Below are 20,961 nucleotides of genomic sequence, written 5' to 3'. Positions count from 1 at the left end.
AGTGGACATGAACGAAATCGTCGAGACGCAGCCTCTGGCCGGGCGGCATATTGCGTTACCGGAAAGTCGTGAGCTGGATTTGTTCGCTGACATGCTGGTAATCCGGGGTGCCAGGGTGCTGCGTTGTCCGCTGGTATCCATTCACGACGCACCCGACCAGGACGCTATAGCTGGCTGGCTACAAGGCTTTGTGGACGAGCCATGGGATGATCTTATTCTGCTTACCGGCGAGGGGTTGCGGCGCTTGCTCGGTACGGCGGAGCGCGCGGGGGGCAGCTTGCGTGAGGATTTCATTGCCAGGCTGGGGCAGGTACGCAAACTTACCCGCGGACCCAAGCCTGGCACTGCGCTGCGTAGTGTCGGCCTGAAGGCTGATCTCGTTGCTCTGGAGCCGACGACCGAGGGGGTCATCCGCACATTGCAACAGGAAAATCTGCAAGGCCGGCGCGTAGCGGTGCAGTTGTATGGCACCGAGCCCAACCTGCCCCTGATTGATTTTCTGCGTGAGGCCGGAGCCATCGCCAGTAGCGTGGCTCCCTATATTTATGCGGACGATGTGGAAGACGCGCGGGTGGAGGAGCTGGTGGCAGCGATTCTGGATGGCCAGCTTGATGCGGTTGCCTTTACCAGCGCTACCCAGGTGCGCAGACTCTTTCAGATAGGCCGACGGCAATGCGGTGAGCAGGCGCTGATCAACGGGTTGCGGCAATTGAAGGTCGCTGCAGTGGGCCCCGTGGTGGCTGAAGAGCTGCGTAACCGTGATGTGCGAGTGGACCTGATGCCGGAAAGCAGCTTCTTCATGAAGCCGCTGGTCAGGGAGTTGGTAAAGTCCCTTGGTCCGGTACCAAATTATTAAGGTTCCTGATCTATTGGTTGATCCTGCTCATTTCAGGGCGCCTGTGCGCCCACGGCTGCGCTTGCTCCAACTGGTTGGCCAGCTGCAACAATAGAGGCTCGCTGGCGCTGGGTCCGCAGAACTGGACGCCCAGGGGCAGTCCCTCGGCGGTCCAGTGCAGTGGTACGCTGATTGCCGGCGTGCCTGTCAGGTTGGCAAGCTGGGTAAAGGGTACATAGGTCAGGTTCTTTCGAGCCATATCCTCCACCATGTTATCCATCGCTCCCCAGCGAGCCAGGATGGGCAACAAGCCGCTAGCCAGCAACCAGCGCAGGGCTCGAGTCTGGCCCGCCGGAAGCTCGGCCTGTTCGTGGCGTATTGGCGGATGGGCAATAGTCGGTGTGAGATACAGATCATGTTGCTGATAAAAGGTCCCGAGAGCCTGGCTGAACTGATTCCACTGACGGTGGCTGTTGATATAGCTCGCGCTGGTCATCCCGCGTCCGAATGCGGCCAGGGCGCGGGTCAGTAACTCAAAGTCTTCATCCCGTGCACCCGTTTCCCGCGCTTGATCCAGGGTCGCGGCGACCTGGCCGAAATACATGTTCAGGTAGCACCGGGCCAGGGCCTGTCCGTTGTAATCGGGCTCCGCCTCGACCACTTCATGGCCCAATGACTGCAGCGTCTTTACGGCATTTTCGACGGCGCGCACCGCTTCGGGGTGAACGGGCGTATCTACTGGCGATCGAGTGGTGTAGCCGATACGCAATACCCCAGGGTCACGCGCAGCCAGATCGCGGAAAGAGGTCTGAGGTGAGGTGATTACAAAAGGATCCCCCTGATTCGGGCCCGCCAGAATGTCCATGGACAAGGCAGCATCGCGTACGCTGCGACACACAACAAGATCACTTGAGGCACCCTCCCAAATCTCGCCATGGGCGGGCCCCACCGAGACGCGTCCGCGGCTGGGTCTTAACCCGAGCAGGCCGCAACAGGCAGCGGGAATACGGATCGAACCACCACCATCATTGGCGCCAGCCAGTGGCACCATACCGGCAGCAACCGCCGCTGCCGAGCCGCCACTGGAACCGCCAGGGGTGCGCGTGAAATCCCATGGATTGCGGGTGTGGCCAAAGGCCTGGGGGTCAGTAACGCCCTTGAGGGCCAGTTCGGGGGTGTTGGTTTTGCCGATAATCACCGCGCCGGCATTGAGCAGACGCTGCACAATGTGTGAATGTCGCGTTGCCGGGATCCGGCTGAAAACCTTGCTGCCGTTACCGGTTGGTAGCCCGGCATAGTCCTGGATAGCATCCTTTATCAGGATGGGAACCCCAGCAAGCGGCCCTGTCAGTTGCTGCTGTGTGCGGTCACGCGCGAGCTCGAACATCGGCTGGCAGACGGCGTTGAGTTTTGGGTTGAGGCGATGATACTGCTCCAGCGCGATATCCAGCAGCTCCCCGGCGGAGGTGGTTTCTGTCGCGATCTGCTCTGCAAGACCAGTCGCATCGCTTTCAATGTATTCCTGCACAGTGAAGGGCATGCTTGCGCCACCTTGTTATTGTCTTTGAGTATTTACTCTAATAGAACGCGATTGGACCTTCGGTCGTCAAGTCAAACGCTGCTTTGCCCTTGTCAGCGGAAGCTGACAGGGCAACAATGCCGCTTCGCATGCAAACCACCCCGAAGGACGCTTGATGACCAACAACGCCGATGCTCTTCGCCTGCTGCCCGCTCAGCTTACCGCACCAATCGACCTGGACAGTCTGGGGTTCACTACCACTGACGACCTGGAGCCTTTTCTGGGTATTCTCGGGCAGGATCGTGCGGTAGAGGCTCTGCAGTTTGGGGTAGCAATGCACCGCTCGGGCTACAACGTATTCGTTATGGGTGAGCCTGGTACAGGGCGCTTTTCCTACGTAATGCGTTATCTGAAGGCTGAAGCCAAGCGTCAGATAACGCCCCAGGACTGCCTGTACGTAAATAATTTCGACGAGCCTCGCGAGCCCTGGGCGTTGAATCTTTCGCCTGGCACAGCCAGCGGGCTGCTCGAAGATATAAACAAGCTGATAGATAATCTGTTGGCTACTTTCCCGGCGGTATTCGAGCACCCGGCGTTCCAGCAGAAAAAAAGCGCGATTGATCGGGGCTTTAATCAACGCTATGACCGTGCGATCGATTCGGTTGAACGCAAGGCGCTGGAAAAGAATATTGCGGTGTATCGCGACGCCCAGAATATCGCCTTCACCCCGATGAAAGATGGCAAGGCACTGGACGAAGCCGAGTTTGCGCAGCTCCCCGAGGACGTCCGCGAGCGTTTTCATGTGGACATAGCCACCCTTGAGGAGGTGCTGAACGAAGCACTTTCAAGCTTGCCGCAATGGAAGCGTGAATCCAGTAATCAACTACGCGAGCTCAATGAGCAGACCATCACCGATGCGATCAAGCCGATCCTCGAGCCGCTGCTGGAGCAATACAGTGGCAACGAGGCGGTCTGTGATTACCTGAACCTGGTCCGCCAGAACCTCTTGAAAACCGTTGTCGAGCTGCTGGTTGACGAGCGTGCACTCGAACCCCGCCCCGAGGCCTATAAAAAGCAGCTGCTTACCGAACAGTACTGCCCCAGCCTGATCGTAGGTCATGCCGATACAGGTGGCGCTCCGGTGGTGCATGAGCCCCATCCGTCATACGACAACCTCTTCGGGCGCATCGAATACAGCTCCGAGCAGGGCGCCCTGATTACCAGCTATCGGCATATTCGCCCCGGCGCATTGCACAGGGCCAATGGCGGCTACCTGGTGCTCGAGGCGGAAAAGCTGCTGGGTGAGCCTTTTGTCTGGGACGCTCTCAAGCGCGCTCTGCAGTCACGGCAACTGAAGATGGAATCACCCTGGGCCGATATGGGGCGGTTGACCACTGTGACGCTGACGCCCGAGGTCATCCCGCTGGCCGTCAAGGTCATCATCATTGGCTCGCGTCATCTCTACTACACACTGCAGGACCTGGATCCGGATTTTCAGGAAATGTTTCGCGTTCTGGTGGACTTTGATGAGGATCTGCCCCGAACCCCGGAAAGTATCGAAAGTATGGCTCAGCTGCTCAAGACGCGGACCTCGGAAGAGGGGATCGCGCCGCTTACTGCCGCGGCTGTCGCGCGAGTCATGACCCATAGCGCGCGTCTGGCAGAGCACCAGAAGCGGCTGTCTGCGCGTATCAGCGATATTTTCCAGTTGGTTGCAGAAGCTGATTTTACCCGGCAACTGGCAGGCGATCCGCTCATCGACACTGCGCATATCGAAAGAGCCCTGCAAGCCAAGGAAGCCCGTACCGGGCGCGTCAGCGCGCGAATCCGTGAGGATATGCTCTCCGGCGTCATTCTGATTGATACTGATGGTGCCGAGGTCGGCAAGTGCAACGGCCTCACCGTGCTGGAGGTGGGAGATTCCGTATTCGGTGTGCCAGCGCGAATCAGTGCCACCGTTTACCCCGGCGGCAGTGGCATTGTCGATATCGAGCGAGAGGTGGAGCTCGGGCAGCCCATTCACTCCAAGGGTGTGATGATTCTGACCGGATATCTGGGTAGTCGTTACGCTCAGCATTTTCCCCTGGAAATCTCTGCCAGTATTGCCCTGGAGCAGTCCTACGGTTACGTGGATGGCGACAGTGCCTCCCTGGGAGAGGTGTGTGCACTGATGTCCGCTCTGTCGCGAACGCCCTTGAAGCAGGGGTTTGCCATTACCGGGTCGATAAACCAGTTTGGCGAGGTGCAGGCTGTGGGCGGTGTTAACGAAAAGATCGAAGGATTCTTTCGTCTGTGCCTGGCACGAGGATTGACCGGCACACAGGGTGCTATCATCCCGCGGGCCAACATCCCTAACCTGATGCTCGATCAGAGCGTGCTTGATGCGGTGGAGGCAGGCATGTTCAATATCTACGCGGTCAGTCAGGTAGACCAGGCTATGGGTTTGCTGGCGGGCGAGGAAACCGGCATAGCCGATGATTCAGGCCATTATCCTGAAGGTACCATCAACGCACGAGTGGTTGGTCGGCTGCGAGAGATTGCAGAGTTACAGCGTGACGATGAGTCCGGTTCCAACGAGGCTGAGGTGTCGAAACCAGCCAGTCGAACTTGATCACTCGATGAACAATCGCGCGCATGCCAGCCCAGGCATGCCGCGCAGCATTGTTTCCCATGTTTACTAACAGAGTTATCCACAGATCGTGTGGAGTATATTCAAGTCGCAGACGGATTCCGAAATTGTCAATACCTCAAAACCGTGAGGTGCATCAAGGGGGAGGTGCTTCAGTAAAAATGGTCTTTGTCCAGCTGTAGCCTGCATGAAATGGTGGCCAACAGGTGTTTGAATTTACTAGTCAATTATTCTGGCTGTTTTTTGTACTCTGCCACGGATAGCCGCTCTACTCGGGCTTGCGCACTACTTATATCCGGCTACCCACAGAGTTATCCACAGTATTTGTGAACAACTTGCCCGACACGCGGGCAACCTGACTGAGAAAGGTATCAACGAATATGGAACGTGCACTGGAAACCGTCTTGTATGCTGCCCGCTGGATTCTGGCACCAATTTATCTGGGTCTGTCGCTTGCCCTCTTTGCCCTTGCAGTCAAGTTTTTTCAGGAGGTGGTGCATCTGCTTCCCAATCTGTTTGCCATTGCCGAGGCGGACCTGATTCTGGTGGTGTTGTCGCTGGTCGACATGGCCCTGGTGGGCGGTTTGCTGGTCATGGTGATGATCTCCGGCTACGAGAACTTTGTTTCCCAGCTGGATATCAAGGAAGGTCAGGAAAAGCTGAGCTGGTTGGGAAAAATGGACTCGAGCTCGCTGAAGATGAAAGTGGCCGCCTCGATCGTGGCCATTTCTTCGATTCACCTGCTCAAGGTTTTCATGAACGCGCAGAACATCCCCAACGACAAGATGATGTGGTACGTGATCATTCACATGACCTTCGTTGTGTCGGCATTTGGCATGGGCCTGTTGGACAAGATCGCCAAGGCCGAAGGCACCCTGTCAGTGAAAAAGGACAATATGTAACACCTGCGAATGGAGCATCATCCGGGGCAACGGTATAGTTTTTCAAATGCCTGCCCCGGAGTGATTTGATGACGCTCGACGAACTGCACAAAATGGCCAGTGAAGGTCAGATTATTGAACTGAATGTACTCTCCCATGAGGGTTCCATTTACCTTGTCGAGGCGGTGTTGGAAAGTCGCCAGGAGATTCTCAAAAAAGAGCCCGGTGACAAACGGCCCTGGACATTCCGCTCCTTCGAGGAAGCGCGCAGAACGCTTGTCGAGATACCGCTGGAGACCATTGATCTGATTCACCACAATGTCTACGACGAAATAGGCCCTGCGGGGCAGAGTAACGCACCCAAGGCGCCCCCCATGCGTCTTACGTATCCCTTGCACACATGACGCGTAATCTGATTCTGGTGCTGGGTGATCAGCTCAGCCATGACCTCGTCACCCTGCGTGATGCAGATCCCGAAATTGATCGCATCCTCATGGCGGAGGTTCGGGAGGAGGGGTGCTATGTGCCCCACCATCCCAAGAAGATTCTCTTGATCCTGTCTGCCATGCGGCATTTTGCCGTGGAGTTGGAAGCGCGAGGGTTCTGCGTTGATTACATCAAACTTGATGACAAGGACAACACGGGTTCCCTGCCAGGGGAGTTGGAACGCGCGCGCAAGCGTCTCCAGCCCGCATCCATTTTGCTCTGCGAGCCCGGCGAATGGCGGTTGTTGGATGCGTTTAATGCCCTGAAAGAGACCTGGTCCGAGTTGCAAGTGCTTGAGGATGACCGGTTTCTGTGCAGCCATGCCCGTTTTGCAGATTGGGCTGGGGACCGCAAGCAGCTGCGCATGGAGTTTTTCTATCGCGAAATGCGTAAAGAGCATCAGTTTTTACTGGATGCCGATGGGGGCCCCGAAGGAGGCAGTTGGAATTTTGATTCGGACAATCGCAAGGCGTTGCCCGCAGACGTTCGTATACCGGTCCAGCCGCACTTCCCCCGGGACAAGATAACCTGCGAAGTGGAGGCGTTGGTCGCCGAACACTTTGCAGACCATTATGGGGTGCTGGAGTATTTTGATTATCCAGTTACAGCCAAGGAAGCAGAAAGTCTCTGGGACGCTTTTCTCGAACAGGGCATGCCGCGCTTTGGCGATTTTCAGGACGCGATGGCGGATCACGAGCCGTTTCTGTTCCATGCGCGCATCGCCGCAGCGATGAATATTGGTCTGCTGGATCCCCGCAGGGTATGTCTCGACGTACAGGCAGCCTATCAGGCTGGCGATATACCGCTGAACGCGGCTGAAGGGTTTATTCGGCAGATAATCGGCTGGCGCGAATATGTGCGCGGTATTTATTGGTTACTGATGCCCGATTACGCCGAGAAGAATACGCTGGGCAACACCCGGAATCTGCCGGAGTTCTACTGGACCGGTAAAACGCGCATGCGTTGCATGCAACAAGCCATAGGCCAGACTCTGGAGCATGCTTACGCTCACCATATCCAGCGCCTGATGGTGACCGGCAATTTTGCGCTATTGGCAGGCATCCAGCCAAAACAGATATGCGACTGGTATCTGGCTGTGTACATGGATGCCTTTGACTGGGTCGAGTTGCCCAATACGCTGGGTATGGTTATGCATGCGGACGGTGGCTATCTGGGCTCCAAACCCTATTGCTCCAGTGGCCAGTACATCAAGCGTATGTCCAACCATTGTCAGGGTTGCAGCTACAAGGTCACCGAGAAGACCGGTGAAAAGGCCTGTCCTTTCAACTCCCTGTACTGGCACTTCCTTATGCGCCACCGCGATCAATTCAAGGGCAACCACCGGATGAAAATGATCTATGGCACCCTGGACCGCATGACAGAAAAGAACCAGCAGGCGCTGTGGGATTGGGGCGAGACATTGCTCAAGCGATTGGATCAGGGCGACGCCCTGTGAGGAAAAAGGCAGACCTGCCGAGCAAGGTCTGCGTGCAATGCGGGCTGCCTTTCAGTTGGCGCAAGAAATGGCAACGCTGCTGGGACGACGTCAAATACTGTTCCGAACGTTGCCGCCGCCAGAAGGGTCAACCTCCAGCGGGTTAGGTGTTATCGGCTGGCCTTGAGCACAACAAACTTGGGGTTGGCAGCCAACTGCTCGACCTTGTCGAAATTGGCCCGCAACTTCACATGATATCCCAGGTGCCTGTTGCCTACCACCATCAGGCTGCCCTCGGCATCCAGTGCTTCACTGCTTTGAGTAAACAGTCGCTTGGCCGCCTCGTCACCTACCGCCTGTTGCTGATGGAAGGGCGGATTGCACAGCACCAGCTTCACACTAGCGGGTGGCATATCCTTGAGTCCATCACTGACCAGAAACTCGGCCTGCCGCTCGGGGAATGCGCGAGCAAAATTGAGCCTTGCCGAGGCAACTGCCGCGTGGGACTCATCAATGAACACCAGCTGGGCTTCGGGGTTGAGCTGAGCGGCCTTGATACCTAGCGCGCCATTCCCGCAACCCAGATCGACGATGCGTTGATCGCCTACAGCGGTCGGCAGGCTTTCGAGCAGGAGCCGTGTGCCGTTATCCAGTTTATCCCTGGAGAATACGCCGGGCAGGTTGGTGAGCTCCACTGACACACCCGGCAGGGAATACTCGGTCGTCAGATCAACTTTGGCTGGCGCCAGATTCGCATCGAACGTGGCGGTCAGAAGCCGGGCTTTTTTCCACGCCAGCGACGCCTGATAAGGGCCAATATGTTTTGCCAGCAAGTCACCCGCCGCATGGGGCAGATGCTTGAGCATGGCGCCGGCAGTCACGGTCGCATCATCGGTCAGGTGTTCGCGCAGGCGGGACAATTGATCTTCCATCAGTGCCAGACTTTTCGGCACTCTGATCAGAACCTGCTTGTAGGGTCCCTGCGGCGCCTGCTGACTGTCGATGAAAACCACCGCGTCGGGCTCCAGCTGGTTGTGCGCCAGATTGGCTTCCAGTGCCAGCCTGGCCAGCTCGGAGTCACTCCAGCTATGGGGTTTCAGAGCTGGGTTGGCTTTTGCCAGGGCGCATGCCAGGGTTCCAAAATGATCGTTGATGACCAGCACCGGCAGGTCTGCCCCAGGCTGTTCAGCAAGCGTCTGCAATAGATACACATCTGCAGTATCGAATGCCTGAAGGGTAGGATTTTCGGTGACGGGGTAGCGCTCTAGCTCCAGTGAGCCAAACGCGGTGGTGCAAGTTTGCATGGGGATGCCGCTTTAAATGAAGAGGAACAAACAACTGGGGCCCAGTATACCCCAGTTGGCGTCCTCGGTACTGCTATGGCTCCCGGCGTTGCTGCTGGAGCAGATCGCGAATCTCACCGAGCAGTATTTCCTGCTTGCTCAGTGTTTCCACGGGTGGCGGGGCAGGTTCTTCCACCTCTTCGCGTTTGAGGTTATTCATCACCTTGATGGCAACAAAGATGGCCGCTGCGACGATCAGAAAATCGACGATGCTCTGGATAAACAATCCGTAGCCTAGCGTTACCGCTGGCAGTTCACCCTGGGCGTGCCTTAATACAATGGCCAGATCGGCAAAATCGACCCCGCCGATCAGCAGGCCCAGCGGCGGCATTGCCACGTTGGCGACAAAAGACGAAACGACCTTGCCAAAGGCGGCGCCGATTATGATACCAATCGCCATCTCGACAACATTTCCCCGCATTGCAAACGCTTTGAACTCATGTAGTAAACGCATGGCAACTATTCCTGTGTAGTGCTTCCCTGGAGCGGTAGCAGCATCTATTTGAGCTCGTGTTGCAGGCTTTCGCAAACAATTTTCAATGCCTGTATTCGGCCGTGGCGTTTGTTTTCGCTGGATATCAGGTGCCAGGGTGTTTCAGCGGGGCTGGTGAACTCCAGCATATCGTGCACTGCTTCGCGGTAGGCGGACCATTGCTTGCGATTGCGCCAGTCTTCGTCGGTCAGCTTGTAGCGTTTGAGCGGCGAGTTCTCACGGGCCTTGAACCGATCGAGCTGTTCTTCGGGGGTGATCGCCAGCCAGAACTTGATAACCAGGGTGCCGCTCTGGCGCAACTGGTGCTCGAAATCATTGATCTCGCCGTAGCCGCGCTGCCACTGTGCCGCACTGCAAAAACCTTCGACTCTCTCGACCAGTACCCTGCCATAGTAGCTGCGATCAAATACAACAATGGTCCCGGGGGCGGGAATGCGCCGCCAGAAACGCATCAGATAAGGCTGTTGTCTTTCTTCATCAGTCGGGGCTCGGGTGCCATGCACGCGCAGAAAGCGTGGGTCTAGGCACTCTGTTATGCGTCGTATGGTGCCGCCTTTACCCGCCGCATCCGTGCCTTCGAATACCAGCATCAGGCTGCGGCCGGAAAAGTCGGGGTGTCTCACCAGCTGACGCAGCAGGTCCTGATAATACTCGAGCTGAATGCTGTACTCGTCCTTGGTCAGCGCAGGGCTGTAATCCAGTTCGTCCAGTCGGGCGTGGCTGGAAGAAATCCAGCTATGGGGCCGAGCGCTCTGTTTCTCACCCTGCAATTTTGACTGGATGGCATCAAGAACCAGTTGGCCAATAAACAGGTCCCGTTGCTCTGCATTGTTGCTGCATACGCGGCTCCAGGAAGCGCCCTCGGTGGATGTCAGGTCGATCATCAGTTCTGCGGCGCTATGCACTTTCTGGAACTCTGCAGGTTCAAGATCGCTCCACTCACGCATCGCCACCGTTGTGGTGGGCGGTGAATCACTGGTGCCGGGTTTTGTATCGTCATACTCCAGCCAGACTTTGAGCACGCTCGCACCCTCATGCACCAGCAACTGCTCGAAGCGCAGGATATCCTGCATCTGCTCGGCAAACTGCTCCTCGGAGATCTGGCCCGTGCAAAGCTCCCTCAATGGCTGGTGATACCAGGAGCCCAGATAAAAGCCGATCTCGCCGTCCAGCGGAAGCGTCCGGCAATAGCGCCAGAAGCGCGGCATCTGTTTTTCCAGCCCTCTGGGCAGGGTAAAAGCCCGAGTATTGAGAAAGCGATTATCCAGCCATGCATAGAAGGTATGAATAATCTCTGCCTTGCCGGCATGGTCATTCCCACCGATCAGTAGCAGGATGGGGCCCTTGCCTGCTTTGCGTAATTCGAATTGCGCTTCAAGCAATTGCTCATTCAGCTTGGCGACGGAGTCCTTCCCGGATTTTTTGCTTTTGGCAGTATCAGACATTGGCCGGCCAGCTTATCTCGGGAAGATGCTCGAATCCGGGCTTGGCAAACAGGAAACCCTGAAACAGGAAAACACCCATCGATTGGAGCAAGGTCAGTTCTTCCAGACTCTCGATTCCTTCGGCGATAACGTCGATACTCAGCGCCTCGCAGACGCCGATAATCCCCCGCACAATGGCCTGGCGGACAGGGTCCTGATCGATATCGCGGACAATGTCCATGTCCAGCTTGATGATGTCTGGTTGGAACTCGGCCAGCAGGTTCAGGCCGGAATAACCGGCGCCGAAGTCATCAATCGCAGTTTTGAAGCCCTGGCGCTTGTATTCCTTGATGATACTTTTAAGGTGTTCCTTGTCGACCAGCTTTTCGTTCTCGGTGATCTCGAATATCAACCGATTGGTCGGAAAGTTGTAGCGTCGTGCGGCTTCAAGGGTGGCGCGAATGCAGGTTGCGGCCTGATACACTGCGTTGGGCAGAAAATTGATGCTTATATAGCAGGGAATCTGCAATCTCGAGGCGAGCTCTACGGCCTTGACCCGGCATGACTGGTCGAAGATATAACGATTGTCTTCATTGACTTTGGACAGCATGCTCGCTGCTCCCGCGCCATCAGTGCCACGTATCAAGGCTTCATAGGCAAACACGCTATTGTCGCGGGTGTCGACTATAGGTTGAAATGCCATGGTGAAGTCAAAGCAGAGTGGCTCGTTGTCCTGGCAGGCTTTGCAGGGTTTGGGAATTTCGATCTGGGTCGGCATACAATGGTCTCTTGTTCACATACGGGCAGAGTATAGTCGATAACAATGCTGGCCATTGGCCTGTCAGGCCGGACGGCTTAACGACACGCCCATCTGTTTTGAAAATAGCATCTTTGTTCCGTCCCCGGGGAGCTCTATGGCAAAAAACAAGCGCATATATGGTTGCACCGAGTGTGGCGCGACATTTTCCAAGTGGGCGGGGCAGTGTGGTGAGTGTCAGGCGTGGAATACGCTGGTGGAAACGGTGGTGGACACCACGCCAACAGGTGGAACTGGTCCAGCAACCGGGCGGAGCGGCCACTGGGCTGGGCAGGCTGCGCAGGTGCGGACGCTGGCAGAGGTGTCCACTGAAGAAGTGCCCCGGCAGCCCAGCGGATCCTCCGAGCTTGATCGCGTGCTGGGGGGTGGCCTGGTGTCGGGGTCGGTCGTACTCATAGGCGGCGACCCGGGTATCGGCAAATCGACAATCCTGTTACAAACCTTGTGTCAACTCGCCGAGACTATGCCAGCCTTGTATGTAACCGGTGAGGAGTCGCAGCAGCAGGTGGCTATGCGCGCCAGACGTCTGGGTCTGCCAGAGGAACGTCTGCGGGTAATGACCGAAACCTGTATCGAAAGCATTATTGCCACAGCGCGGGTGGAGAAACCCCGGGTGATGGTGGTGGATTCCATCCAGACGATCTTTACCGAACAGTTGCAATCGGCCCCCGGGGGCGTTGCCCAGGTGCGGGAAAGTGCGGCGCTTCTGGTGCGTTATGCCAAGCAGAGCGGGACGGCGATCTTTCTGGTGGGGCATGTGACCAAGGAGGGCTCCCTGGCGGGGCCGCGGGTACTCGAGCACATGGTAGACACGGTACTGTACTTCGAAGGCGAATCCGATGGGCGCCTGCGCATGCTGCGGGCGGTCAAGAACCGTTTCGGGGCGGTCAACGAGCTGGGCGTATTTGCAATGACCGACAAGGGCCTGAAGGAGGTTTCAAATCCCTCGGCGATTTTTCTCTCGCGCTACGACACGCCCATCCCCGGCAGCGTGGTGATGTCCACATGGGAAGGCTCCCGGCCCATGCTGGTGGAAGTTCAAGCCCTGGTTGACACCTCTCACCTGGGCAACCCGCGGCGGGTGACCCTGGGTCTGGACCAGAACCGGCTGGCCATGCTGCTAGCCGTACTGCATCGGCATGGCGGCGTAGCTACCTATGATCAGGACGTCTTCGTTAATGTGGTGGGCGGCGTCAAGGTGCTGGAGACTGCGGTCGATCTGGCATTGCTGGCTGCGGTCATGTCGAGCCTGCGTAACCGTCCGCTGCCCATGGATCTGATGGTGTTCGGTGAGCTGGGTTTGTCAGGGGAGATTCGGCCGGTGCCCAGTGGGCAGGAACGATTGAAGGAGGCGGCCAAGCACGGTTTCACCCGCGCCATAGTGCCCAAGGCGAATGCACCGAAAGAGAGTCCCAAGGGCATGCAGGTGGTAGCCGTAACGCGGCTTGATGAAGCGTTATCGGCTATTTTCGACTGACAGAGGGGTCAGAGCAGGCCGGCGAGCTCTCTCTCCAGTAGTTTTTCGTCACCCGTATTGAGCGCAACCAGGCGTTTGAGATGGCTGATCGAGTCCAGATCAATGTAATCGCACTCGAATCCCAGCAAGCCTTCCTCTGCGTGGGCCAGGTGCACGTCCATGCGTATCTGGCTCCCTTCTGCCAGCTCGATGACGGCATCGAACTGGCCAGTGTTGCTGAGGCTCGCCCAGTCCTTGGGTTCGAGCACCAGTAGCCCGTGCAGCGACAAATCGACCAATTGAACATCGATATCTACACCGTCCTGGCGCAGACTGGTTTGTGCGTCAAAGGGGACGCGGGTAAAACGGCGGCGGTCGTCACTCATGGCTGTTGCCTTGGCATGATACGTGTACCCTCCACTATAGCTGCAATTTGCATTGTCAGATCACTCCCTGCGCAAGCATTGCCTCAGCTACCTTGGCAAACCCCGCCAGATTGGCGCCTTTCACGTAGTCGATATGATCCTGTTGCTTGCCGTATTCCACGCATGACTCATGAATGCAGCTCATTATTTCCTGCAGGCGTTCATCTATTTTCTTCGCATTCCAGTGCAGGTGCATCGCATTCTGCGCCATTTCCAGTCCGCTCACGGCAACTCCGCCGGCGTTGGCTGCCTTGCCGGGGCCAAACAGGATGCGTGCCTGCTGGAAAGCCTCGACGGCTTCATTGGTCGAGGGCATGTTTGCTCCTTCAGTCACGCACTGGCACCCGTTGTCGAGTAGTGTGCGGGCATCGTCGCCATTCAGCTCGTTCTGCGTAGCGCAGGGAATGGCAATATCGCATTCAAGGTGCCAGGGAGTTTGCTTCTCCAGAAAATGCAGGCCGTTGTGCTGGTCCAGATCCTTGAAACTACCGCCCTTGCTGTTTTTCAGCTCCACGATCGCTTGCCATTGATCGTCCGTCAATCCGTCGGGGCTGTGCAACGTGCCGGTGGAGTCGGACATTGACACAACGATACCGCCGAGCTGCAGCAGTTTGTAAACGACGTGTTGGGCGACGTTCCCTGCACCGGAAACTGCAATGCGTTGCCCCTCGATGCCTATGCTCCTGGTGTTGAGCATCCTTTGCGTGAAATACACGACCCCGTAGCCGGTCGCTTCGGTGCGCAACAGGCTACCGCCGTAGCTCAGGCCCTTGCCAGAGAGTGCGGAGGTGTTGCGATTGCTCAGGCGACGATACTGACCATAGAGATAGCCTATCTCCCGTGGGCCGACGCCGATATCGCCAGCTGGGACATCAAGGTCCTCGCCGATATGGCGTGATAGCTCAGTCATGAACGACTGGCAGAAACGCATGATCTCGCCGTTGCTTCTACCCTTTGGGTCGAAGTCTGCACCGCCCTTGCCGCCGCCAAGCGGCAGAGTGGTAAGCGCATTCTTGAAAACCTGCTCGAAGGCGAGAAACTTCAACACTCCCAGGTCCACCGAAGGATGAAAACGCAGCCCTCCCTTGTATGGGCCGATAGCGCTGTTCATCTGCACCCGATAGCCACGGTTGACCCGCACTTTCCCCGCATCGTCTACCCAGGGAACGCGGAAGATGATGGTGCGCTCGGGCTCTATGAGGCGATCGATAATGCCGTTATCGAAATATTCGGGATTTTCTTCCAGCATGGGCCAGAGACTGGTGAGAACCTCTTCCACTGCCTGATGAAACTCCGGCTGATCCTCATCGCGTTGCTGCATTTCCTTTATGTACTCGCTCAGGGTCTGACTCATGCCGGCCTCTTGGATTTTATGAATGCCAAGACTCTAGCAGAGCAATCGGGGCCATTGGCCGCAGTAAACACCTGGCAACAAAAGGAGGGGGGCTGCCGGCAGAAAGCCGGCAGCCTGCCTGAGCTCAGGCCAGCTTCTTGTAGCGTACCCGATGAGGTTGGGCGGCAGCTTCGCCAAGACGCTTCTTGCGGTCGGCTTCGAACTCGGTGTAGTTACCCTCGAAGAAGGTGACCTTCCCTTCATCCTCGTAGGAGAGGATATGTGTGGCGATACGATCGAGGAACCAGCGATCGTGAGAGATAACTATGGCAGAGCCGGGGAAGTCGAGCAGAGCCTCTTCCAGTGCACGCAGGGTTTCTACGTCAAGATCGTTGGAAGGTTCGTCGAGTAACAACACGTTGGCGCCTTTCTTGAGTGTCAGCGCCATGTGCAGGCGTCCACGCTCACCACCGGACAGATCCTTGACGAACTTCTGTTGATCGGCGCCCTTGAAATTGAAACGCCCTACATAACCCCTGGAGGGCACTTCATAGTTACCCACCTTGATCATGTCGAAGCCGTCGGAGACCTGCTCCCAGACAGTCTTCTTGCCATCCAGTTCGTCTCGACTCTGGTCAACGCTGGCAATCTCGACCGTTTCACCGATATCGATGTTGCCGCTGTCAGGTTGCTCCTTCCCAGTGATCATCCGGAACAGGGTGGACTTGCCGGCGCCGTTACCACCGATCACACCGATAATCGCACCCTTGGGTACTGCAAAACTCAGGTCGTCGATCAAAACGCGATCACCGTACCCCTTGCTCACGCTGTTGAATTCAATGACCTTGTCGCCCAGTCGGGGACCGGCGGGAATGTAGATCTCGTTGGTTTCGCTGCGTTTCTGGAATTCCTGCGACTGCAGCTCCTCGAAGCGCTGCATGCGCGCCTTGGATTTTGCCTGACGGCCCTTGGCCCCCTGACGTACCCACTCCAGCTCGGCCTTCATGGCCTTGGCGTGGGAAGACTCCTGCTTGGATTCCTGGGCCAGGCGGGTTGCCTTGGATTCGAGCCACTGTGAGTAGTTGCCTTCAAAGGGAATGCCATGGCCGCGGTCGAGCTCCAGGATCCAGCCAGCCACGTTGTCGAGGAAGTAGCGATCGTGGGTGACCGCCACTACGGTGCCGGAGAAATTGTGCAGAAACTGCTCCAGCCAGGCGACGGAGTCGGCATCCAGATGGTTGGTTGGCTCGTCGAGCAGCAGCATGTCAGGGGCGGAGAGCAACAACCGGCACAGGGCAACACGGCGTTTCTCGCCACCGGATAGATGCTCGATTTTCGCATCCCATGGTGGCAGACGCAGTGCGTCGGCGGCGACTTCCAGTTGACGGTCAAGGTTGTGGCCGTCACCCGCCTGGAGTACCGCTTCCAGCTTTGCCTGCTCGGCTGCTAGCGCATCGAAATCCGCATCCGGCTCGGCGTAGGCAGCATAAACTTCGTCCAGGCGTGCCTGGGCATCCTTGATTTCGCTGACCGCTTCCTCGACTATTTCACGAACGGTTTTCGCTGGATCAACTTCCGGCTCCTGGGGTAAATAGCCGATCTTGATGCCGGGCATTGGGCGAGCTTCGCCCTCGATTTCGGTATCTACGCCCGCCATGATGCGCAGGAGAGTAGATTTACCGGAGCCGTTCAGACCCAGGACGCCGATCTTGGCGCCGGGGAAAAAGGACAGGGAAATGTCCTTGAGGATGCGGTTTTTCGGCGGGACGACCTTGCCGACCCTATGCATGCTGTATACGTATTGAGCCATGGTGCGCAAAACCTGAATTTGAGAAGTGGATCGGTGCTGGTTCGCAGTAGCCTCTCGGGGCTGCGAAATTGCCCGCAAGGCTAGCCCAACTGGGCTTTCAGGGCAAATTTGCCTCGCTCGTGCGCGCCGCTTTGCACTGCATCTGGGTCTGCTGCCTGTGATAGCATAATTGACGAACACACTGTTGCACAAAGTTGGGCCTTTTGAATAATCACAAAAATATCGTCGAAGGATCCAAGCCCGCAGTTACCGCGGGCCCAGCTCAAGGCTTGCCGGTCAATGCCGGCATCCTGCTGGTGGCGGTGGCTGGCGTCCTGCTGGCGATACTCATGGTTTGGCAAGCCTGGCAGGACTTTCGTCTGCTGCGTCATCAGCACCAGATTCAGGTTGAGGAGTCGGTTTGGCTGACAGCCAGCCAGATAGGCCTTAATCTGGAGGTCAAGTCGCTTGCGCTGTCGGAGTTGCTGGACAATATGTACTCAGACAGCCCAGCTCTGGCTGTAGATTCTGCGGCAAGGCTGCTACCGGGTTTGCGCGGGATTACCCGGGTAACACCGGGTAATCCCGCAGGCGACATAATACCGCCCTGGATGCCTTCGGTACGGGGTCTGAATATGAGCGGCTATTCTTTTGCGCTCGATTCGGATCTGGATCGAGGAGTGCTTTACTGGTCAATCGTGAGCAAGAGCGCCGGTCAGTTCTGGTTGCTCGAGGTTGAGGATCGAGACATATCCTCCCTGGTTTCTGCACAGCCTGCACAAGGTTATTCCTGGCTGCTTGAGGACGCCGGACACGCCCGTGTTCTGGCCCGGCAGGAGGGCGATCATCTAGTCTATCTGGACAACATGGCGATGACTGCTGCTGAGCGCAGCCAAGTTGTTGTCAGTGCTCCGGTAGCGGGCACGCTCTGGCAAGTGCGAGGTCTGATCGAGCCTGGTTATTACCTGCAGAGAATGGGGCAGGTTGTGCGGTTGAAGGTCTTGCTGGTAATCGGGTTCATTCTGGTTCTGCTTGTGGTCGTCTGGACGGTGGCGAGAATGCGCCGGGTCAACCAGGCCCTGCTCGCGCACAACCAGGCCACCTTTGCCCACGTTGAGGATAGCGAGCGGCGTTATCAGGATATTTTCCAGGGTGTCGGCATGGCGCTGTGCCAACTCGACCTGTCAGCGCTGCGGGGCTGGCTGCTTCGCGAGGGGATCTACAATCAGGCGAGTCTGGACGCCTGGCTGGACGCCAATCCCCAGCGTCACTCGGAAATTTTCGGCAACTTGAAAGTGGTTGATGCCAACCAGGTAGCGTTGGATCTGACTGGTCAGAGCTCGGTCGAGGGCGTGGAAAGCGTCCTTCAGCGCGAGGAAAAGGTTCGCTTGGAGTCGGCGCGGTACAAGGTCATTCTGGCAGTCGTCAACCGGACTCCGCGTCTTGAATTCGAAACGCCCATATTGGTGCCCTCAGGCAAGGTACGGCATGCCTGGGTGATAATGCGCTTGCCGGAAAACGCCGAGGATTATCATGCAGTTACCGTTAGTCTGAGCGATATCAGCACACGGCGGCGGGTAGAGTTGTCCATGATAGAGCGCGAGCGCTACTGGGCCGGGGTAGTGAAGGCGGTGCCGGATGTAGTGTTCATCAAGGACATGCAGCGGCAGAAGTTCGTTTACAGCAATCGGTCACTGGCGCAGCTGCTTGGCTACGACGAATCAGATGAACGGGTGCTTGATGCTGATTACCGGGATCGTTTACTGCATCCCGACGATATTGAGCAGATGCAGGTCAGTCGGAATCTGCAGCAGGTGCTGGCAGACGATACGGTGCATGAAACTCGATTGCGCTGGCGGCATATTGATGGCAGCTGGCGCTGGCACAGTTTGCGGGTGAAAGTTCTCTCCCGGCTGCCCGATGGCAAGGTCCGTCAGATTATCGGGGTAGTGCGTGACATACACGAACAGACGATGGCTACCCAGCAGCTTCGCACCAGCGAGCAGCGTTACCGGTTGCTGGCCGAGAATATCAGCGATGTCATCTGGGCAACCGATACCAGCTTTCGACTTGACTACATCAGCCCGTCGGTTACCCGCATGCTTGGCTACAAGCCCGAGGAGCTGATCGAAACCGGTTTCAGTCAGGTGGTCGCGGGGCACTCATACAACCGCTTCATCAGCTCGGTCCTGCGCGAACTGGCACCCCGCCTGGATAGCCCCGAGAAGGCCCAGAGATTGAGGGCCGAGGGATACCATCGCCAGACAACCGTGGATTGCATAAAGGCAGATGGTCATAAATGCCCGACAGAAGTGCGTCTATCCCTGATGTGGGACGGGGAAGGCCGTTTTCTGGGGATACTGGGTATTGCCCGCGACATAACCGAGCAGCGGCGCACGGAAAACCGGCTGCGGATGGCGGCGACGGTTTTCGAGAATACCACCGGCGCCATCCTTGTAATGGATCCGGCCGGCTACGTTGTGCAGGTCAATGAAAACTTCATTCAGATAACCGGTTTCGCAGCAGAGCAGATTATTGATCACACTCCCGAGATGCTCGCTTGGCGCGTTCAGGAAGAGCTGTTCTATCCCGAAGTGCTCGGTATTTTGCGAGAGCAGGGGCGCTGGGAGGGTGAGATATGGATGCGTCGCAAGAGCGGTGAAAAATTCCCATCATGGGCTGGCATAACTGCCGTGCAGGACAATGAAGGCGACCTGGTCAGCTATGTGTGTTTCTTCGTCGATATCAGCGAGCGCAAGGCCAACGAAGCTCGGATTGAAACCCTTGCCTATTATGACGCGCTGACCGGTTTGCCCAACCGTACCCTGTTCCAGGATCGGATAGGAACGGCACTGCAGCTCGCTGAACGCCGTGATGAATGGGTTGTGGTGCTGTTTCTGGATCTGGACCGCTTTAAGCCGATCAACGATACGTTGGGGCATGCTGCCGGTGACCAGATGCTCAGGGAAGTGGCGCGTCGCCTCAGCGACTGTGTGCGTGATAGCGACACGGTAGCTCGCATGGGTGGGGACGAATTTACCATCTTGCTGGTTGGTCAGGAGAATCGGGAAAAAGCCATGGCGGCTGCCATCCACGTGGCAGAGAAAGTGCTTGCTGTGCTGGCACCTGCCTTTGTATTGCAGGAGCGCGAGTTTTTCATCAGCGCCAGTATCGGTCTGGCGCTCTACCCGCAGGATGGGGTTGAGCCCAATGCGCTGCTAAAGAACGCAGACACCGCCATGTACCATGCCAAATCCATCGGCAAGGACACCTTCCAGTTCTATCAGGCAGACATGAACGCCCGTGCCCTGGAGCGGGTCAGTCTGGAAAGTGACCTGCGCCACGCATTACAGGATGACTTGCTGCAACTTTACTATCAGCCCCAGTTCGACTGTGTGAGCGGTCGGCTGACGGGTGCGGAGGCGCTGTTGCGCTGGACACACGCCGAGCGGGGGGCCATTTCACCCGCTGTATTCGTGCCTATAGCCGAGGAAATCGGTTTGATAGGTGCGCTGGGCGACTGGGTGATGGATCGTGCCTGTCGCCAGATGGCTGCCTGGCGGGATGCCGGTTGCCCCCTGCCTCGGCTATCCATCAACCTGTCCGCCCGTCAGTTCACCGACGGCCACCTGGCGACTCAGGTGGGAGAGGTTTTGGAGCGCTACCGGCTTGAACCGTCCTCGATCGAGCTGGAACTGACAGAAAGTGTGCTGCTGCAGGATGTGGAGGAAACCATGCAGACGCTCGCTGCGTTGAAAGCGCTCGGCGTGGCGATTGCGGTGGACGACTTTGGTACAGGCTACTCTTCACTGAATTATCTCAAGGATTTTCCGATCGACACGCTGAAGATTGACCGCTCTTTTATTCAGGCCATGCATGATGACAGCCGTGATACATTGCTGGCCCAGGCCATTGTGGCGATGGGCCGCAGTCTGCAGCTGCGAGTGATTGCTGAGGGTGTCGAAACCCGTGAACAGCTGTCACTGCTGGTGGGCTTTCAGTGTGACGAAGCGCAGGGCTTTCTGCTCGGGCGACCCATGCCAGCCAAAGACCTGGAGTCGCAGTATTTGCATGGGCCGCCTTAGGGCAAATGCGT

16 protein-coding genes are annotated in these 20,961 nt (G+C 57.1%); 8 read left to right on the top strand and 8 right to left on the bottom strand.

The genetic code is table 11. From position 1 onward, the window contains the following. The first annotated feature begins 7 nt into the window (after positions 1–7). On the top strand, positions 8–856 hold the full coding sequence (locus tag IEV54_RS10105; RefSeq protein WP_150278221.1) for a uroporphyrinogen-III synthase: 849 nt from the start codon (positions 8–10) through the stop codon (positions 854–856). A 10-nt stretch (positions 857–866) separates the two neighbouring features. On the opposite strand, the gene IEV54_RS10100 is transcribed toward IEV54_RS10105, so the two are convergent. Further along, entirely contained in the window at positions 867–2,375 is a 1,509-nt protein-coding gene (locus IEV54_RS10100; RefSeq protein ID WP_150278222.1) for an amidase, read from the bottom strand. A gap of 154 nt (positions 2,376–2,529) precedes the next feature. Between IEV54_RS10100 and IEV54_RS10095 the strand changes: the two genes are divergently transcribed. The 5 genes from IEV54_RS10095 to IEV54_RS10075 all read left to right on the top strand — a co-directional run bounded on the left by IEV54_RS10095 (position 2,530) and on the right by IEV54_RS10075 (position 7,952). After that, positions 2,530–4,965 carry a Lon protease family protein gene (locus IEV54_RS10095; protein ID WP_150278223.1) on the top strand — a complete coding sequence of 812 codons (2,436 nt, stop codon included), beginning with the start codon at positions 2,530–2,532 and terminating at the stop codon, positions 4,963–4,965. 398 nt (positions 4,966–5,363) lie between these two features. Beyond that, the gene (locus IEV54_RS10090; RefSeq protein ID WP_150278224.1) at positions 5,364–5,885 is read left to right on the top strand and encodes a TIGR00645 family protein; all 522 of its coding nucleotides are present in this window, start codon (positions 5,364–5,366) and stop codon (positions 5,883–5,885) included. Positions 5,886–5,953: 68 nt separating this feature from the next. After that, positions 5,954–6,268, top strand: a complete 315-nt coding sequence (locus tag IEV54_RS10085; RefSeq protein ID WP_150278225.1) for a DUF6482 family protein — start codon at positions 5,954–5,956, stop codon at positions 6,266–6,268. Further along, positions 6,265–7,806 (top strand): cryptochrome/photolyase family protein, encoded by a 1,542-nt coding sequence (locus IEV54_RS10080; RefSeq protein ID WP_150278226.1) that lies wholly within the window; start codon positions 6,265–6,267, stop codon positions 7,804–7,806. The genes IEV54_RS10085 and IEV54_RS10080 overlap by 4 nt, the downstream gene beginning before the upstream one ends. After that, complete coding sequence (locus IEV54_RS10075) at positions 7,803–7,952, top strand: DUF2256 domain-containing protein (RefSeq protein WP_150278227.1); 150 nt, start codon at positions 7,803–7,805, stop codon at positions 7,950–7,952. Before IEV54_RS10080 ends, IEV54_RS10075 begins: the two co-directional genes overlap by 4 nt. 3 nt (positions 7,953–7,955) lie before the next feature. Here the strand turns inward: IEV54_RS10075 and IEV54_RS10070 are convergent, their stop codons facing one another. From IEV54_RS10070 to IEV54_RS10055, 4 genes are all read right to left on the bottom strand, one after another. Beyond that, positions 7,956–9,089, bottom strand: coding sequence for a methyltransferase (locus tag IEV54_RS10070; RefSeq protein ID WP_150278228.1), 1,134 nt, complete (start codon positions 9,087–9,089; stop codon positions 7,956–7,958). A 73-nt stretch (positions 9,090–9,162) separates the two neighbouring features. Further along, positions 9,163–9,582: a large-conductance mechanosensitive channel protein MscL gene (gene mscL / locus IEV54_RS10065; RefSeq protein WP_150278229.1), complete on the bottom strand. Its 420-nt coding sequence runs from the start codon at positions 9,580–9,582 to the stop codon at positions 9,163–9,165. A gap of 44 nt (positions 9,583–9,626) precedes the next feature. After that, the gene (locus tag IEV54_RS10060; RefSeq protein ID WP_150278230.1) at positions 9,627–11,066 is read right to left on the bottom strand and encodes a hypothetical protein; all 1,440 of its coding nucleotides are present in this window, start codon (positions 11,064–11,066) and stop codon (positions 9,627–9,629) included. After that, complete coding sequence (locus IEV54_RS10055) at positions 11,059–11,823, bottom strand: EAL domain-containing protein (protein ID WP_223825484.1); 765 nt, start codon at positions 11,821–11,823, stop codon at positions 11,059–11,061. Before IEV54_RS10055 ends, IEV54_RS10060 begins: the two co-directional genes overlap by 8 nt. Before the next feature lie 136 nt (positions 11,824–11,959). Here IEV54_RS10055 and radA point away from each other — a divergent pair, with 136 nt between their 5' ends. Beyond that, positions 11,960–13,339, top strand: coding sequence for a DNA repair protein RadA (gene radA / locus IEV54_RS10050; RefSeq protein ID WP_150278231.1), 1,380 nt, complete (start codon positions 11,960–11,962; stop codon positions 13,337–13,339). A gap of 8 nt (positions 13,340–13,347) precedes the next feature. Here radA and IEV54_RS10045 read toward each other — a convergent pair whose 3' ends face one another. From IEV54_RS10045 to ettA, 3 genes are all read right to left on the bottom strand, one after another. Continuing rightward, positions 13,348–13,704, bottom strand: a complete 357-nt coding sequence (locus tag IEV54_RS10045; RefSeq protein WP_150278232.1) for a PilZ domain-containing protein — start codon at positions 13,702–13,704, stop codon at positions 13,348–13,350. Between the two features lie 55 nt (positions 13,705–13,759). Further along, positions 13,760–15,097, bottom strand: a complete 1,338-nt coding sequence (gdhA, locus tag IEV54_RS10040; protein ID WP_150278233.1) for an NADP-specific glutamate dehydrogenase — start codon at positions 15,095–15,097, stop codon at positions 13,760–13,762. A gap of 124 nt (positions 15,098–15,221) precedes the next feature. Then, a complete protein-coding gene (gene ettA / locus IEV54_RS10035; RefSeq protein ID WP_150278234.1) occupies positions 15,222–16,886 on the bottom strand; it encodes an energy-dependent translational throttle protein EttA in 1,665 nt (554 codons plus the stop codon). 203 nt (positions 16,887–17,089) lie between these two features. Between ettA and IEV54_RS10030 the strand changes: the two genes are divergently transcribed. Continuing rightward, positions 17,090–20,950, top strand: a complete 3,861-nt coding sequence (locus IEV54_RS10030) for a bifunctional diguanylate cyclase/phosphodiesterase (RefSeq protein ID WP_150278235.1) — start codon at positions 17,090–17,092, stop codon at positions 20,948–20,950. Positions 20,951–20,961: the final 11 nt, after the last annotated feature.

Source organism: Halopseudomonas salina, from assembly GCF_014637955.1.
Taxonomy (GTDB): Bacteria; Pseudomonadota; Gammaproteobacteria; order Pseudomonadales; family Pseudomonadaceae; genus Halopseudomonas; species Halopseudomonas salina.
This window is presented reverse-complemented; position numbering and strand designations above follow the sequence as displayed.